Genomic DNA, 15,811 nt, shown 5'->3' with positions numbered 1-15,811 from the left:
CACATGCCCGAACAGTTCCTGCACGGCGTCGAGGTTATCGAACTCGACTACGGCGCCCGACCCATTTCCACCGTCCGATCCAGCGTTATCGGCCTGATCGGCACCGCGCCCGACGCCCAGCCGCAGGCGACTGCCTCGATCACCCTGGGCACCGTGAGCGCCAATACCGCACTGACGTACACCGCCGCGACCCCCGGCTCCGTCGGCAACAAAACGTCGATCAAATACCGAAACTCGGGGGAGCCTGATGCAGATCTGCAGGTGGCCGTTTCGGGCGCCGCGATTACCGTGTCCCTCAAGACCGACGCCACCGGCGCGGTCGTATCGACCGCCGCGGATGTCGCAGCAGCAATCGCCGCCAGCACCGCCGCCAGCACCCTGGTCGCCGCTGACAACGCGGATGGTTCCACGGGTGCCGGCGTGGTGTCGCCCAGCGCCGCACGGTTCCTGGCCGGCGGCGTCGACGAGGCATTCCCCTTGAATGTGCCCGTGCTGATCGCCGGCAGCCGCCTGGAAGCCGCACCACTGGGCGCGTCCGGGACGCTGCCCGACGCCATCGACGCGATTTTCGATCAGGCCGGCTCGATGGTGGTTGTGGTGCGCGTCGACGATGGCGGCGACCTCGAGCAGACCAAGAGCAATATCATCGGCGGCGTCAGCCCCGTCGGCCAATATCTGGGCGTACAGGCGTTCCTGGGCGCCGAGAGCATCGTCAAGGTGCAGCCCAAGATTCTCATTGCTCCCGGCTGGTCGCACGATCAGGCCGTGGTCACCGAAATGGTCAGCATTGCCGAGCGGCTGCGCGCCGTGATCCTGGCCGACGGCCCCAATACGACCGACCAGGACGCGATCAGCTACCGCGAGAAATTCGGGTCCGCCCGGGTCTACATCGTCGATCCCTGGGTGAAGGTGTGGGATACCGAGGCCAATGCCGACGCACTGCAGCCCGCCTCGGCCCGCGTCGCGGGCATGATTTCCCGCTCGGACAATACGCGCGGCTTCTGGTGGTCGCCGTCGAACACCGAGATGAACGGCATCACCGGCACCGCCCGCGCCGTCGATTTCGTGCTGGGAGACCCCAACTCGCGGGCCAACTACCTGAACGAAAACGAGGTGGCCACGATCATCCAGAAGGACGGGTTCCGCCTCTGGGGCAATCGGACGTGTTCGTCCGATCCGAAGTGGGCATTCTTGTCCGTGCGCCGCACCGCCGACATGATCAACGAAAGCCTGCTGCGCGCTCATATGTGGGCGGTGGACCGCAATATCACGAAGACCTACGTCGAGGACGTCACGAACGGCGTGAATGCTTATCTGCGGCACCTGGAGACCGTCGGGGCGATTCTTGGCGGCAGTGCCTGGGCCGATCCCGCCCTGAATACGCCCGACCAGATCGAGCAGGGCATCGTGTACTTCGATTTCGATTTCACGCCGCCCTATCCGGCGGAGCACATCGTGTTCCGTTCGCGCCTGGTCAACGGCTACATCGAGACCGTGTTCGGTTCCGCCGCTTGAGCCTTTGCGGCACAAGACAGTAGAAAAAGGATCTCATCATGATTGCAGACATTCTTTACGACGTGAATCTCTTTGTCGATGGGCGCGGCTACGCTGGTCGCATCAAGGAATTCATCCCCCCGGTCATCGAGGCCAAAACCATCGAGTACCAGGCGGGCGGCATGGCCGCCGCCGTCGACGTGCCGATGGGCCGGATCAACAAGCTGACGGCGGAAGCGACGATGTATTCGTTCGACCGCGACGTGATGCAAACCTTCCGCATCCTGCCTGGCGAGCAGTTCGCGTTCGTCGGCCGCGCATCCATGGTGTCGGACGACGGCACCAAGAAGCCCGTGGTGGTGACGATGCGCGGCATCACCCCCAAGGTTGACCCGGGCACCTGGGCGCCCGGCGAGGAGATGCCGCTCAAGATCAGCATGAGCCTGCGCTATTACAAGCTCGAGATCGATGGCGCCGTCATCTACGAAATCGACCCCGTGAACTACAAGTTCATCGTCAACGGCGTCGATCAGCTCGAAGTTACCCGCCAGCATTTGGCAATTTAAGGAGCATCACGCATGAAAACCTATCGTGCCCTGAAGGCATTTCCGCACGGCAACAGCCATGTCGCCGCCGGCGCCATCGTGAACCTGACCGAAAAACAGGCCACCTTTCTGAACGGCTATATCGAGCCGGCCCAGGCCCTGGATGATGCGCCGACCCTGGCCGAAGCACCCGAAGCCAAGCCGACCACGAAAGCCTCCGCGAAATCCACCCCGCCGGCCGACTCCGGCAACAAGAAGGAAGACAAGAAATGAGCGACCGCACCATCGTCGAACTGAAGTATCCGGTCGAAATCGACGGCGCCCAGGTGTCCGTGTTGAAGCTGCGACGCCCGAAGGTCCGCGACAACCTGGCCGCCGAGAAGATGGGCGCCACCAACGCCGACCGCGAAATCGCGCTGATCGCCCTATTGGCCGACGTGGCCCCGTCCGCCCTGCATGAGCTGGACATGGGCGATTACGCGGCCCTGCAGAAGGCCGTCGCCGGTTTTTTTTAATCAGCACCAGGGAAACGTGGCGACTGTGCGCCTATCTCGCAACGGCGACCGGGTTCTCGGTCGAGTCGATCCGAGACATGGATCTCGACGACTTGGTGCAGTGGGCCACCCAGATCTCGGATCTCCGTAAATCCTAGCAGCGGGCCGCGAAGAAGTAGGTATCGCGGCCCGCTGCGTTTCCCCCGAGTAATGCCCGGATGGGCCTCAAAACATAGCGCGGCGGCATACTTATGGACAATCTAAATCTTGGCGTCATCATCGGCGCGACGCTGTCCAACTCGTTCAACAATGTCACTGCATCTGCCCCGAAAAAACTGGCGAAAATCGGCGACGCGCTGGAGTCCATCAAGCGCAGCGACACTCGGCTGAAGTTCCTGCAAGGCGCGGAGTCCGACCTGGAAAAGAGCCGCGCCAAACTCGCGGCCGTCAGCGGTGAACTGATGAAGGTCAAGAGCGCCATGCGCTCTGCCGACGGCAAAGAACTGGAAACGCTGCGAACCCGGGCAGCAGCTCTGGAACGTCAACAAGGCACGCTGGCGACCCGCGTCGAGCGGGCGCGAGACAAGGTGCGCGAGGCGTCTATCGCACACAAGGACGCGGCCGCTGCAGCAGACCAGCAAACCGGAAGCCTCGGCCGCCTCGGGAAATCACTGGAAACCATCCGCGCCCGCGAGGCGTCGCTGCAGCGCGCCATGGCGGCCAGCGAAAACGCCCAGCAGAAGCTGAACTCCGCCCGCGCCGGCCTTTTCGATGCGGTCGCCATTGGCGCGGGCCTGAAAGCGGCTTTTCAGGGCGCCGGAGAACTGCAGGCCAAGCTCACGGACATCGGGATCACCGCAGACATTCCGGCCGCAAAAATGAGGGAGATAGGCGCCGCACTCACCACCGTATCCCGAGAATCAGGCCAGACCCGGGAATCGCTGGCGTCCGGCCTGCAGGTCCTGGTCGCCGCCGGCCTTGATAGTGATCGAGCCGTGGCGTCTCTGGGCGCTATCGGCAAGACCGCCACGGCGTCAGGCGCGTCCGTTGAGGACGTGTCCCGCACCGTGTTCTCCCTGCTGGACAACCTGAAAGTTGCGCCGGGCGACGCCATCAAGGCCATGGACATGCTGGTCGCCGCCGGTAAAGCCGGTCGGTTTGAACTGGCAGACATGGCAAAGTATTTCCCGGCCATGACCGCCGACGCCGCAAAGCTCGGCCTGACCGGCACAAACGCCGTCGCGGCGCTCGGGTCGTCGCTCCAGATTGCGCTCAAGGGCGCGGCGGACCCCAGCGAAGCGGCCAACAACATGAAGAATTACATGGCAAAGCTCACGGCGCCGCTGACCGTGAAGAACTTTGCCAAGTTCGGGGTTAATCTCGAAAAGGAGTTCAAGGGCTGGGCCAAGAAGGGCCTGAACCCTATCGAGGAATCACTCAAACTGGTGCAAAAGCTGACCAAGGGCGACGCCTTCAAGATGGGCGCACTCTTCAACGACATGCAGGTCAAGTCGTTCGTCACGCCGATGCTGCAGAATATCGATGAATACAAGCGCATCAAAGCAGAGGTCGAGTCGTCAGCCGGTCAGGTCGAGTCCGACGCCGCCCGTCGGCGCAATGAGGACCCGACCCAAAAATGGACAGAGCTGGGCGAGGCCCTGACATCCTTGCGCGATAGCGCCATCGTGCCGCTGCTGCCGCCGCTCACCAAGCTGATCAATCAGTTCATCGCCGCATCGGCGCCAGTGGTGACATGGATGAGCGAGAACGAGACCCTGGTGGCCGTGCTCGGGTCAACGTTTGCCACGCTGCTGGCCGGGAAGGTGGCATTTTCCGCCGCAGCCTATGGAATCGGCCTGGTGCGCGTCGCGTGGACAGCCATGAACCTGGCGATGACAGCCAATCCCATAGGCCTGGCCCTGAAAGGGATCGCACTGATGGCCGGCATTGTATGGGCGAACTGGGACAAGATCAGTCCGTACTGGAACGCATTCTGGTCTATCGCCACCAACGTGGTGAGCGGCGCTTGGACAAAAATCCAGGGTCTGTGGTCCAGCGCCACATCGTTTTTTTCTGACTTGTGGACGCAGGTCCAGGCCGCGTTCGATGGGGGCGTCAGCGGTGTCGTCGCGCTGCTGGTCAATTGGTCGCCGATGGGGCTGATCTATCAGGGCATCACCGCCGCGCTCGGATCCCTCGGCGTCGAACTGCCGGGCAAGTTCAGCGAGCTGGGCAGCATGCTCATCAGCGGCCTTGTGAGCGGAATCAGCAGCATGGGCAGCGCAGTGAAGGGCGCCATCGGCAACGTGGCCGACGACACGATTGGATGGTTCAAGGAAAAGCTGGGGATCAAGTCGCCATCCCGCGTGTTTCTGGGCCTGGGGCAGATGGTGGGCGCCGGCGCGGCCGACGGCATCAGCAGCACCGCCGGCGCAGTGGGTCGCGCGACAGCGGGACTTGGGCTTGCTGCCAGCATGGCGTTCCAGCCCGCCCTCGCTACCAACCTGCAGGGCGTCGACCTGGCGCCGGCCGGATCGTTCGATCTCGCCGTTGCGCCCGGCGCCCCCCTCGCGGGCGGACAGCCACAGGCTGCAGGTGCCGCACCGACAGTCACGCAGACGTTCGAGTTCCACATCACGCAGCAGGCCGGAGAAAACGCCGAGGCCATGGCCCGCCGCGTCGCCGAGCTTGTGCGCAGGCAGGACCAGGGCGCCCGCCGCGCCGCATTGGGAGACTGGGCATGATCGGATTCGACATCGATGTCAGCGGGCTTGCCGACAAAGCAAGGGACGCCCTTTCTGGCAGCAGCCTCTCCAAGGTGGCCGCTACGATCACAGACAAGTCCGCTGACAAGCTGGGCGACATCGTCACCGGCATGGGGTTTCCCGCCGCTGGGAAGGCCCTGCAAACGGGTCGCATCGACGACCTGGTCAATGCCGTAGGATCAGACGCCATCGGGATCCTCGCAAAGGAAGGCGAGGCGCAGATAAACAGATTGATCAACATGGGCATCTCCAGCCTGGTCAGCGCGCTGAAGTTCAGCGACGGTAACGACCCGCCGCCTTCCGGCGATGTGATGCTGATCCTGGGGTTCTTTCCGTTCATGGTCGGCACCATCGCACACCAGTCCCTGAAGCGGTCCACTGATTACCGCTGGGCGAAACTGGACCGGATCGGGCGCGCGCCAGCACGGCAGTTTATCGGTCAGGGCGACGACAGGATCGATCTGGATGGCTATTTGCTGCCGCACTGGACCGGCGGCGCCGATGGAATCCCGCTGCTGCGTCGCTTGGCTGCCAATGGCAAGCCCATGGAACTGATCGACCACTTCGGCGCAATCTACGGGCAGTTCGTCGTCGAAAGCATCGAGGAAACAGGCACGGAATTGGATCCAGCGGGCCAGCCTCGGCGGGTGGATTTCCAGATTTCCATGTCGGCTTATGGCGATGACGCTTTACCAGACGCCGTTTCTTCAGCCGCTACCGCAATCGCCTCGGCCGGGGATGTGCCGCTCGCCCCTGATGGCGGCCCGGCAGTGGCCAGCTCTACGGACATCGGCTATGGGACATTCAAGGATTCCAGCGGTGTAGAGCGGCCCCTGGGGCCGAATGGCGCCGATGCGCGGATTGATAATGGATGGACCATCTGATGGCATCACGCACATACCTGACCAGAGATGGCGAAGTCCTGGACGCTATCGCCCGCCGCGTCTACGGCACAGAGAAAGCTGTGCACGCGATGATCACCGCGAACCCGCAGATTGCCCACCTGCCGCCGGAACTCCCTGGCGGCCTCACCTTGGTGCTGCCGGATCTGCCCCCCGCCGCGCCGCAAGCGCAGACCGTGCGTCTATGGTGATGGAGAGCAGTACATGACACCGACATTTGTCATCCGCCACGAAACCGAAGGCAATATCACCGCGCTGCTGGCCGACAGGCTGCTGTCGCTGCGCATCACCGATCAGGCTGGGGTAACGTCAGACCAGTTCAATATCGCCCTGGACAACCGCGACAAGGCCATCGTGATCCCGAACACGGGCGCTGTGTTGGCCGTCGCCCTGGGCTACGAGGGCCAGCCACTATGCGACATGGGCCGCTACACGATTGACGAGGTCGAGTCGGCGGGCATGCCGCGCACGATTTCTCTTACTGGCAAGGCGGCCGACATGAAGGCGAGCCTCAAGAGCCAGAAAAAGCGGTCGTGGGACAAGTCCACCCTGGGGAAAATCGTCGAAACCATCGCCGCCGAGCATGGCCTGAAGGCGAAGATCGCGGATAAATTCAGAGACATCGCCACAGACCACGTCGACCAGGCATACGAGTCCGATCTGAATATCCTGACCCGCCTCGCCGAACAGTACGGCGCCGTCATGAAGCCAGCCGGGGGCTTCCTGCTGTTTGTCGAGCGCGGCGCGGGCGTCACAGCGGATGGCAAGCCCCTGCCCACCATGCCGATCACCCCAGACGATTTGGCTGGAAGCGATGCATGGCGGACGTCGATTCATGAGCGCCAATATTACGCCCGCGTGGGGGCCCACTGGGGCAACCGTCGCGCCGCCAAAACGCAATATGTGTACGCAGGCAGCGGTGATCCGGTCACATACATCCGGCACCCATACAAGTCGGCGCGTGATGCACTGGCAGCGGCCGAGGCAAAGCTGCGCCAGCTCCAGCGCGGGCGCACCAGCCTTTCCCTGTCCCTGCTCGGGCGCCCTGCGCTGTGCGCTGAAATGCCGCTGATGCTGACCGGCTTCGACGTGCTGACCGACGGCGAGTGGATCACCACCCGCGCCGAGCATGCGCTGGACAGCAGCGGCCTGCTTACCCGCGTAGAGGCCCAGCGCCGCGATGATTTCGATGCCGAGGCCGCAGACCGCACCGGACAGGAATCCGCGACCAGCGAATAACCCCGCCGCAGGAACCGCCCGCCGCCCTGGCCCAACATTGCGCCATGAGCGGAACACACGCAATCACCGGAAAATCGCTCGACGGCCTGGCGCATCTCAAGCAGTCGATCCGCGACATCCTCACGACTCCCATCGGGAGTCGTGTGATGCGCCGTCAGTACGGATCGCAACTGTTCGACCTGATCGACGCTCCGACGAATCGCCGCGCCATGGCTGCTATCTACGCGGCCACGGCGGGAGCGCTGCGCACATGGGAGCCCCGATTCAAGCTGCAGCAGGTCAACGTCGACGCGGTCACGCCCGGCAGCATCAAGCTGACGGCTGATGGTCTGTACGTCTACGGCGACCAGCCGACTCCGCTGTCTGTGACCGTCGAGGTGACCGCGTGAGCATCGATCTTTCCCTGCTGCCCCCCCCGTCTGTCGTCGAGCCTCTTGATTTCGAGACCATCCTGGCGACGATCAAGGCCGACGCCCTCGCGTTCGCGCCGGAGCTGTCCGACGTCCTGTCGCTGGAGTCGGAGCCGGCCACGAAGCTGTGCGAGGTATTTGCGTACCGAGAACTGCTGCTGCGCGCCCGCATCAACAACGCCGCGAAGTCCACGATGCTGGCTCATGCCACCGATACCGACCTGGACAATCTCGCTGCCCTGTTCGACGTCCAGCGTCTGCCCGATGAAAAAGACGACCGGCTGCGCCGCCGGGCGCAGTTGTCGCTCGAGAGCCTTTCGACCGCCGGCCCGACCAAGTCCTACCTTTACCACGCCCTGTCCGCATCCAATGATGTCCTCGACGCCTACGTCGACAGTCCAGAGCCGGGCGTGGTGCGTATCGCTGTGCTGGCCGCCCCGTCCGACGCGAACCCCGACGGCGTGCCGAGCCAGGCGCTACTGGATACGGTCTATGCGGCGGTCAGCGCCGAGGACGTGCGCCCATTGACCGACAGGCCCGTGGTGGTCGGCGCGGAAGTCATCCGCTATTCCATCGCAGCGGTCCTGGCGTGCTTCCCGGGCATCGGGCAGGCCGCTGTCATCCAGGCGGCGACGGATGCGGTCGCCGCGTATGTCGCCGAACAGTTTCGCCTCGGCTATGACATCACCGTATCAGGCCTGAAACGGGCACTGCGTCAGCCCGGCGTGTCTCGCGTCAGCCTGATGTCCCCAGGGTTGCCGAACCCGGCGGCGGACAATGACCAGGACGTCCTGATCTCGGTTACAGGCCTGCAGGCCGCCCTCTGCATGTCCATCACATTGTCGCCAGGAGGAACGAGCGCATGAGCCTGCTGCCATACAACGCCACCACGCTCGAGCGCGCCCTGGACGCCGCCACGCCGCTGGCGCTGCCGACCCCCATCGCCGACCTCTGGAACCCCGATACATGCCCGCGCGACGCGCTGCCATGGCTGGCCTGGGCGCTGCACGTCGACAACTGGGAGGATGCCGCGACTGAGTCGCAGCAGCGCGACGCGATCCGCATGTCGGTGCTGCTGCATCGCAAGAAGGGCACGCCGTGGGCCGTCAAGCGCGCGCTGTCCACGCTCGGCCTCGACGTCGATCTGATCGACCAGCAGGAACAGCAGGCCATCTACGCGCAATACAACCCGCCGAAACTGGACGGCACCTGGAAGCTGGACGGCTCGGTAAAAATTATGCCGCTAGGCGCCATTACCGGCATCCCGCAGATTCAGCACTGGGCGCAGTTCATCGTGCGCCTGAACCTGGCCGACGTCACGAACGCCGCCGTCATGGCGAAGCTGCGGGCGCTGATCGACGAATGGAAGCCGCAGCGTGCTTGGCCGCTGTTCGTCTACTGGCTGCGCTTCTACTTCACCGTCACCATCGGCGTGGAATCGCGCTTTGTCATGCAGAAGCAGATTTTCTCGCCGATCTGGGGCGGCCTGCTCATCACCACGCGCCCCGGCTACATCTGGAAGTTGGGCCGCGACGGCGAATACGCCAAGCTGGACGGCACCTGGAAGCTGGACGGCTCGGTAAAGATCGGCAAGAAATACGGCTACATCCCCGGACCAAAGCTGAAGTCGGCGCGGATCGCCAGCCATTCCACGCTGACCAAGCGTGTCCCGGTGGCAATGCGGCCCCGCCAGCGGCTTGTCCCGTTGCGAACCATCACCACGCCCGCGCCGATCAAGCTGGGCCGCACCATTCGCAAGCTCGACGGATCCTGGAAGATCGGTGTGCCGTTGAAGCTGGACGGCACCTGGAAGCTGGACGGCTCGCGCCGCATCAAGCCGCATCGCATGTACACAGCGCCGAAGATCGGCGCTTTCAAGGTACGCCCCCCGTCGCAGACCATCCCCGACCCAGCCCAAGCGGGCCGCCTGACGCTGGACGGCTCCTGGAAGATCGGCGGCCCTGCGCAGCCTGAATCGCGCATCGTTTCTACAAGGATTACCTGACATGGCATCGACCGTCATCGCAAACGCATACCGCACCCGGATGGCTGACTTTCACACCGATCCCGCCAACGCGGCGCTGCTGGCGCCGTTCGGATTCATGGCCTTTGGTGATGGCGGCCATAACCCGGATGACACCCCGAAGATTGCCGATCCGGACGCGCCTGGCCTGTTTCACGAAGTGCTGCGGAAAGAACTGCACGCAGTCACGCGTCCCGGCCCCTATACGGTCGAGTGCGAGGGCCGCATTGAACCCGGCGAATTGGTCGGCGTGAAGGTGTCCGAGGCCGCGCTGCTCGACACCGAAGGCCGCCCCGTGGCCTTCAAGACCTTCGCGCCGAAGGTGCGCGAAGCCGACGAACTCTACCAGGTGTTCATCGAACCCCTCTTTTAATCACAGGTGACAACCATGACTACGCCTACCATTCCGCCCCTGCCGCATCCGGTCATCACGAAGTTTCCCAACACCGAGGTGGACGCCGTCCCCGATGCCTGGAACGGCAAGTATGCAGAAATCGACGAGAACTTCGAGGCGCTGCGCCAGCGCGCCGGCGGCGCGGTCGCGGAACTCGAGGCCGCGAAGGGCGACGCCCCGACATTCGCTGAAAAAATGAACCAGGTCACCCAGGCCGTCCAGGATCTGGGCGGAGACCTGGGGAGCCTGCAGGGCATGACCGCCCCGATGCTGGCGCGCGCGGTGCGTCTGGACTGGGACTACTCGGGCAACAATATTTCGATGGAAATGTGGGCGGGCGACTACACGCTGATGGACACCCAGCCCGTTTCCGTGATCTCGGCCGTCGCCGGCGACGATTCCATCGACGTCGAGGATTCCAGCACCTTCAAGGCCGGCCAACGGTATGTCGTCTACGACGGCGCCCATCGTGAACAAGTGCTGGTCGAGGCCGTGCTGACCGGCACGCGCGTGCGCGTGGCCGATGCGCTCACATGGGCCTACGGCACGGGGGCTTTCCTGGCTCGCACGTCGTTCGCCGTGGCCGACGGTACGTCCCAGGCGCAGGCGGGCGACGTCTATTTCTCGAAGCCCATCAATCTCGGGTTCGACGCGGCGAAGCGCTCTGTCGTGATTCGGCGCCAGCCCACCGACGCGATCATCAACGTCGATTACCTGACGCCCACGAATCAATGGAAATCGGCGCCGCTCGCGTGGACGCGCGCCGACGGCAAGGTGCCCGCAGGATACATCGACTGCGAATACGAGTTCGCCATCGCGGGCGACACCGCGCTGCGGGTCACGGTCTCCGGCGGCACGGGCGCAACCGAGGTGCAGCACATCATCGGCCTGGGCACGATCACTGGCCTGCGCGGTCAGCACACGCCGCCGCTGAAGCCCGCGATGGCAAACCCGCTCGACGGTGCGGAAGGGCTGACGGATCGGCCCACGCTCGCGCTGACCAACTATGTGTCGCTGACCGACACCAGCGTGGATGCCGTACAGTTCCAGGTCTCCACGACCGCCGATTTTGCCGAGATCATGATCGACTCTGGCGCGCAGGTGGGCGGCCTCTCCTGGCGCGAGGTGGGCCTGCGCCTGGAGGTGTCCTCGACCTACTATGTGCGCGGCCGTGCCCGCGATGCCGAGGGCGCCTGGTCGCCCTGGTCTGATGCCGTCTCGTTCTCGACCGCCGACTCGTTCGTCTACATCCAGGCACCCACGAACGTCAGCCCTGCGGACAAGCTCGAGAACGTGGGCGACACACCCACGCTCACCAGCAGCAGCTTTGCCGTGTATGCCGGCGGCGACACCCAGGAAGCCGCGCAGTGGCAGATCCGCGAGGCGGGCCAGTCCTACGACGCGGCAGTTCTGGACACGGGCGACGACACGGAAAACTTCACGTCCTTTGCGGTGCCTGCTGACCTGCTGAAGTCCTCCAAAACCGAGTATTTCTGGCGCGTCCGTCACAAGGGCCAGAACATCGGCTGGGGCGAGTGGTCGGTGGAAACCAAATTCACCACCAAGAAGACCTTCGGGACCGTCATCGGCATCGCCCTGGTAACCACGGGCGGCACGTCGGGACAGTGGTCGCGCATCGACGAAGACGGAGGCGCCAAGCCCACAGACGCCGCGTTTTTCAATGCGCACCCCACCTATTCCGGGATCGTCGATCAGACCATTGACGGCCAGCAGATGGTGAAAATCCCCGCGTTCTACATCAAGGAAGGCATTGTGCCCTCGGGCACGTTCGCGGGGAAAACCGCGATCTGGGTGTCCGACAAGAAAGAGTCCGGATTCCAGCTTCACCCGGCGTTCATGGATGCCGGACAGCCCCTGCAGCAGTTCTGGATCGGGAAATACAAGGCCTCGAACGGAACCGGCAACGTGATGCAGTCCGTGCCCGGCGTCTCGCCGTTGGTATCGATCAACTTCCCAACGATGGCAGCACGCGCCACGGCACGCAACACTGGCGGCGTCACGGGCTTCCAGCTCTGGCACGTCTACATGCGCGCCGCCATCCAGACCTTGGCCCTGATCGAGTTGGGCAACCCCGATGCGCAAACGCTCATCGCCCAGGGACACGTCAACAGCAGCGCCGCCCAGGCCGTAGATGCCGCCGCGACCCTGGCCGCCTCCTGGCGCGGGATTATCGGTTTGTGGGGCAATGTCTGGGAAATGTTCGATGGCCTGCAGACCGACGCCGCTCGCAAATACAAGGTCTGGGACAAGAACGGCAACAAAACATACGTCACCACGAATCAGATCGCACCGGCGTCCAGCGGCAGCTACATCGTCACGATGTCCGCCGACGAAGGCGCGGACTACGACCTGGGGCCGCTGTTCATGCCGGCGACGGTCGATGGATCGATCAGCAACGGGACGTATGCCGACGGCATGTGGTCGGCAGCGAATTGCGTGGCCTACCACGGCGGGAATTGGCTCTACGGCGCGCTCTGCGGGCTGTTCTGCTTGGGCGTCGGCAGCGCCGCGTCGTACTCCGGCACGCACCTCGGCGGCCGCCTCGCAAAGGTGTGATGCATCAGGTTTTTTGAGTCATGTTTTCAAGGGTCCGCGCCAAGCGCGGCGCCCGACCAACCATCACAGGAGCAATCCATGAAAATCGAAGACGGCAAACTGGTGGTCGAGATCGACGGCACCACGATGCAAGTACCCATGCCTGCCGTCGCGGGCGCCAGCCGCGTAAAGGCCTGGAAGGTGCCGGAAGCCTATCGTCCCGGCCGGCTGTTTGTTGCGATCACCCCGCCTGGGCAGGCCGAAGAGGTGCCGGCGTGCTCGCCCGCCGCCGCGCAGTTCCTGGGGGAGCTGGTCCTCGAGCCCGCCGGCGCGGCGGCCCTGCAGGCATCCAGGGCGGCGAAGCTGGCCGAGATCAACGCCGCATGCGACGCCGCCGGCAGGGCGCTGATCAAAGGCTATCCGGACGTCGAGGTCAAGACGTGGCCACAGCAGGCCGCCGAGGCCGCCGCACTCCAGGCCGATCCCGAGGCGGCAGCACCACTGCTCACGAAGATCGCCGCCGACCGTGGCCTGACGGTCGCCGACCTGGCGGCCCGCGTCCAAGCCAAAGAAGCGGCATTCAAGGACGCCGCCGGAGGCTTGCTCGGCATGCGCCAGGCGCTGGAAGATCGGATTGACGCGGCTGCGTCCGCCGAGGATCTGTCGGACATCGTGTTTGACGCGCAGGCTGCTCTGGCATGACGACCCGTTGGCGCTATGTGCTGCATCGCCGGGTGGCGGCCCATCACAGGGCGCTGGCCGGCATTATCTTCAGCAACCAATGGCTGCAGATCCACTGCGGTCTGGTGCGCGTACAGGCCGGTTATGCCTGGGACGGGTGCAGCCCAGCATTCCACATCCCCGGCACCCGCATCTGGCTCGGTATTCCCGACGGCCCGCTCATGGATGACGGCCGGCCCGCAGCTTGGCGCGCATCGCTTCTGCATGACGCGCTGTGCCAGTTTCGTCATGAGATTCCCGGCCTCACACAGCAGGCCGCCACGGCCGTGCTCGCCGGCGAATTGCATGATGCGCAGGCGCCCACCTGGATGCAGCGCTTGTATCCTGCGGGCGTGCGGTTATTCGGTCCGCAGGATTTCCCTGGCGATGGGCCGCGCATCGCATGAAAGACCCACACCTGACACTGCTCACCAAACTCGAGGAACTGGACGCCTATACCCACCAGGTGTTGCACCAGTTTCCTCGCCTGGAGCGGCATTTGCTGTGCGCCGAGATGCGCACCAGCACAAACCGCTTCCTGCGCCTTGCCACTGTCGCGTGGAAACGCCGACAGAAGGCCGCTGCACTGTTCGATCTCGATGTCGAGATCGAGGTGTTCCGCCTGCTGATTCGCAAGGCTCACCGTCTGGGCTACATCAATGACCACCGGCTGATGGTCTGGATGAAACACACCAACGAAATCGGGCAGATCGTGGGCGGATGGATCAAGCACGAAACCGCGAAGCGAAAGGGGGAAGCCATGCAGTAGCGCCCGCAAGTTGTATTTGAATGGGCAATGGCTTATTACGGCGGGAATTGGAACAACGGCGCGATCTGCGGGCTGTTCTGCTTGTACGTCGACAACGCCGCGTCGAACTCCGGCACGAACATCGGCGGCCGCCTCGCAAACGATCATCGCCAGACGACGGCAGGCTCACGGGCCTCCGTCCAGTGCGCGTCCTTTGGGGCCATTGTCCTGACCGTGCTGTCGAAGATAAACAGGGCGCTGCGGCCAGTATCTACGGAGACCGTGGCAGCGCCCACCCATCACCAGGACACTCATGCCTCGCACCGTCAACGGCCTGTGGGCCGAACTCACCAGTTTCGAGAATCTCTACGCGGCCTTCCAGGGCGCCCGTCACGGCAAGCGCTACCGCCTCGAGGTGATGCGCTATGCAGCCAACCTCGAAGAGAACCTCATCAACCTGCAGAACCACCTGCTCTGGAGGTCCTGGACGCCCGGGCGCCAGCGCGAGTTCACCGTGCGTGAGCCGAAGCTGCGCGCCATCCAGGCGCCACCCTTCGAGGATCGCGTCCTGCATCACGCCCTGGTGCAGGTGGTCGAGCCTCTGTTCGAGCGCCGCTTCATCCATGACAGCTATGCCTGCCGCCGTGACAAGGGTGTGCAGCGCGCCGTCAAGCGCGTTCAGGATTTTCTGCGGATCGCTCGGCGAAATTGGGGCGATGACGTGTACGTCCTCAAGGCTGATATCAGCCGGTACTTCGCCAGCATCCTGCATCCTGTGCTCATGCGCGAGGTCGAGCAGGTCATCTCCGATCAGGACGTACTGTGGATCTGGCGCCAGATCCTGACCGGCTACGGTCATGAGAACGGCCTGGGCCTGCCCGTCGGCGCGCTCACCAGCCAGCTTGGGGCCAACATCGTGCTGAACCGGCTGGATCACATCGCCAAGGATCACATGGGCATCAGGTTCTATGCTCGGTACATGGACGACTTTATCGCCGTCCTCCCCGACAAAGCCACCGCCCAGAGTGTTCTGCGCGAACTGCGGGCCACTGTCCACAGCCTGGGCCTGGAGCTGAACCCGAAAACCGCCATTCATCCATGGCAGCGCGGCGTGGACTTCTGCGGCTATCGCACCTGGCCGACCCATATCCTGCCCAGGAAGCGAAACATCAAGCGCGCCCGCCGTGACTTCCGACGGCTGATGTGCCAGTACTTCGTGGGCGAGGTGGATCTGCCGCATGTGCGCCAGCGCGTCGCGTCATTCGTTGCGTATGCGAAACACTGCGACGCCCGCGAAACCGTCGAGCGCACGCTGGGCGATCTGGTACTTGTGCCTGGCCTGCGCAGCAACCACGGCGCGGCACCCGAAACGGGAAATTTGGATGCGGACGCCTAAAACATATTCCAAAATTGGAATTTGGAATAGAAAAAGGGGCTACGCAAAACGGCGTAACCCCTTGAATTTATTGGCGGAGCGGACGGGGCTCGAACCCGCGACCCCCGGCGTGACAGGCCGGTATT

Annotated in this window: 17 protein-coding genes; all 17 read left to right on the top strand. The window is 63.9% G+C overall.

All coding sequences use genetic code 11. The features are described from left to right. Nucleotides 1-3 precede the first annotated feature (3 nt). A complete protein-coding gene (locus VDP74_RS12460; RefSeq protein WP_322999960.1) occupies nt 4-1,515 on the top strand; it encodes a phage tail sheath subtilisin-like domain-containing protein in 1,512 nt (503 codons plus the stop codon). Nucleotides 1,516-1,553: 38 nt separating this feature from the next. Continuing rightward, on the top strand, nt 1,554-2,060 hold the full coding sequence (locus VDP74_RS12455; RefSeq protein WP_322999959.1) for a phage major tail tube protein: 507 nt from the start codon (nt 1,554-1,556) through the stop codon (nt 2,058-2,060). A 12-nt stretch (nt 2,061-2,072) separates the two neighbouring features. After that, the gene (locus tag VDP74_RS12450) at nt 2,073-2,312 is read left to right on the top strand and encodes a hypothetical protein (protein ID WP_322999958.1); all 240 of its coding nucleotides are present in this window, start codon (nt 2,073-2,075) and stop codon (nt 2,310-2,312) included. Further along, nucleotides 2,309-2,554 carry a phage tail assembly protein gene (locus VDP74_RS12445; protein WP_322999957.1) on the top strand — a complete coding sequence of 82 codons (246 nt, stop codon included), beginning with the start codon at nt 2,309-2,311 and terminating at the stop codon, nt 2,552-2,554. Before VDP74_RS12450 ends, VDP74_RS12445 begins: the two co-directional genes overlap by 4 nt. A gap of 230 nt (nt 2,555-2,784) precedes the next feature. Then, nucleotides 2,785-5,277, top strand: coding sequence for a phage tail tape measure protein (locus tag VDP74_RS12440; RefSeq protein WP_322999956.1), 2,493 nt, complete (start codon nt 2,785-2,787; stop codon nt 5,275-5,277). Further along, on the top strand, nt 5,274-6,182 hold the full coding sequence (locus VDP74_RS12435) for a phage tail protein (RefSeq protein WP_322999955.1): 909 nt from the start codon (nt 5,274-5,276) through the stop codon (nt 6,180-6,182). The genes VDP74_RS12440 and VDP74_RS12435 overlap by 4 nt, the downstream gene beginning before the upstream one ends. Continuing rightward, nucleotides 6,182-6,391: a tail protein X gene (locus tag VDP74_RS12430; RefSeq protein WP_322999954.1), complete on the top strand. Its 210-nt coding sequence runs from the start codon at nt 6,182-6,184 to the stop codon at nt 6,389-6,391. The genes VDP74_RS12435 and VDP74_RS12430 overlap by 1 nt, the downstream gene beginning before the upstream one ends. A gap of 13 nt (nt 6,392-6,404) precedes the next feature. Continuing rightward, nucleotides 6,405-7,439: a contractile injection system protein, VgrG/Pvc8 family gene (locus tag VDP74_RS12425; protein ID WP_322999953.1), complete on the top strand. Its 1,035-nt coding sequence runs from the start codon at nt 6,405-6,407 to the stop codon at nt 7,437-7,439. 44 nt (nt 7,440-7,483) lie between these two features. Continuing rightward, the gene (locus VDP74_RS12420; RefSeq protein WP_322999952.1) at nt 7,484-7,828 is read left to right on the top strand and encodes a GPW/gp25 family protein; all 345 of its coding nucleotides are present in this window, start codon (nt 7,484-7,486) and stop codon (nt 7,826-7,828) included. Next, nucleotides 7,825-8,715 (top strand): baseplate assembly protein, encoded by an 891-nt coding sequence (locus VDP74_RS12415; RefSeq protein ID WP_322999951.1) that lies wholly within the window; start codon nt 7,825-7,827, stop codon nt 8,713-8,715. The genes VDP74_RS12420 and VDP74_RS12415 overlap by 4 nt, the downstream gene beginning before the upstream one ends. Beyond that, nucleotides 8,712-9,854, top strand: coding sequence for a phage tail protein I (locus VDP74_RS12410; RefSeq protein WP_322999950.1), 1,143 nt, complete (start codon nt 8,712-8,714; stop codon nt 9,852-9,854). Before VDP74_RS12415 ends, VDP74_RS12410 begins: the two co-directional genes overlap by 4 nt. A 1-nt stretch (nt 9,855) precedes the next feature. Further along, nucleotides 9,856-10,245 (top strand): hypothetical protein, encoded by a 390-nt coding sequence (locus VDP74_RS12405; protein WP_322999949.1) that lies wholly within the window; start codon nt 9,856-9,858, stop codon nt 10,243-10,245. 15 nt (nt 10,246-10,260) lie between these two features. Further along, nucleotides 10,261-12,843 (top strand): hypothetical protein, encoded by a 2,583-nt coding sequence (locus tag VDP74_RS12400; RefSeq protein ID WP_322999948.1) that lies wholly within the window; start codon nt 10,261-10,263, stop codon nt 12,841-12,843. 78 nt (nt 12,844-12,921) lie between these two features. After that, complete coding sequence (locus tag VDP74_RS12395; protein ID WP_322999947.1) at nt 12,922-13,524, top strand: hypothetical protein; 603 nt, start codon at nt 12,922-12,924, stop codon at nt 13,522-13,524. After that, nucleotides 13,521-13,949 carry a hypothetical protein gene (locus VDP74_RS12390; protein WP_322999946.1) on the top strand — a complete coding sequence of 143 codons (429 nt, stop codon included), beginning with the start codon at nt 13,521-13,523 and terminating at the stop codon, nt 13,947-13,949. Before VDP74_RS12395 ends, VDP74_RS12390 begins: the two co-directional genes overlap by 4 nt. Next, nucleotides 13,946-14,311, top strand: a complete 366-nt coding sequence (avd, locus tag VDP74_RS12385; protein WP_322999945.1) for a diversity-generating retroelement protein Avd — start codon at nt 13,946-13,948, stop codon at nt 14,309-14,311. Before VDP74_RS12390 ends, avd begins: the two co-directional genes overlap by 4 nt. Nucleotides 14,312-14,603: 292 nt before the next feature. Further along, complete coding sequence (locus tag VDP74_RS12380) at nt 14,604-15,686, top strand: reverse transcriptase/maturase family protein (RefSeq protein WP_322999944.1); 1,083 nt, start codon at nt 14,604-14,606, stop codon at nt 15,684-15,686. Nucleotides 15,687-15,811 lie beyond the last annotated feature (125 nt).

Origin of the sequence: Castellaniella sp., from assembly GCF_034674885.1 — a bacterium.
Lineage (GTDB): Bacteria > Pseudomonadota > Gammaproteobacteria > Burkholderiales > Burkholderiaceae_B > Castellaniella.
The sequence above is the reverse complement of the archived record's forward strand: the minus strand, read 5'-3'. Positions and strand labels throughout refer to the sequence as shown.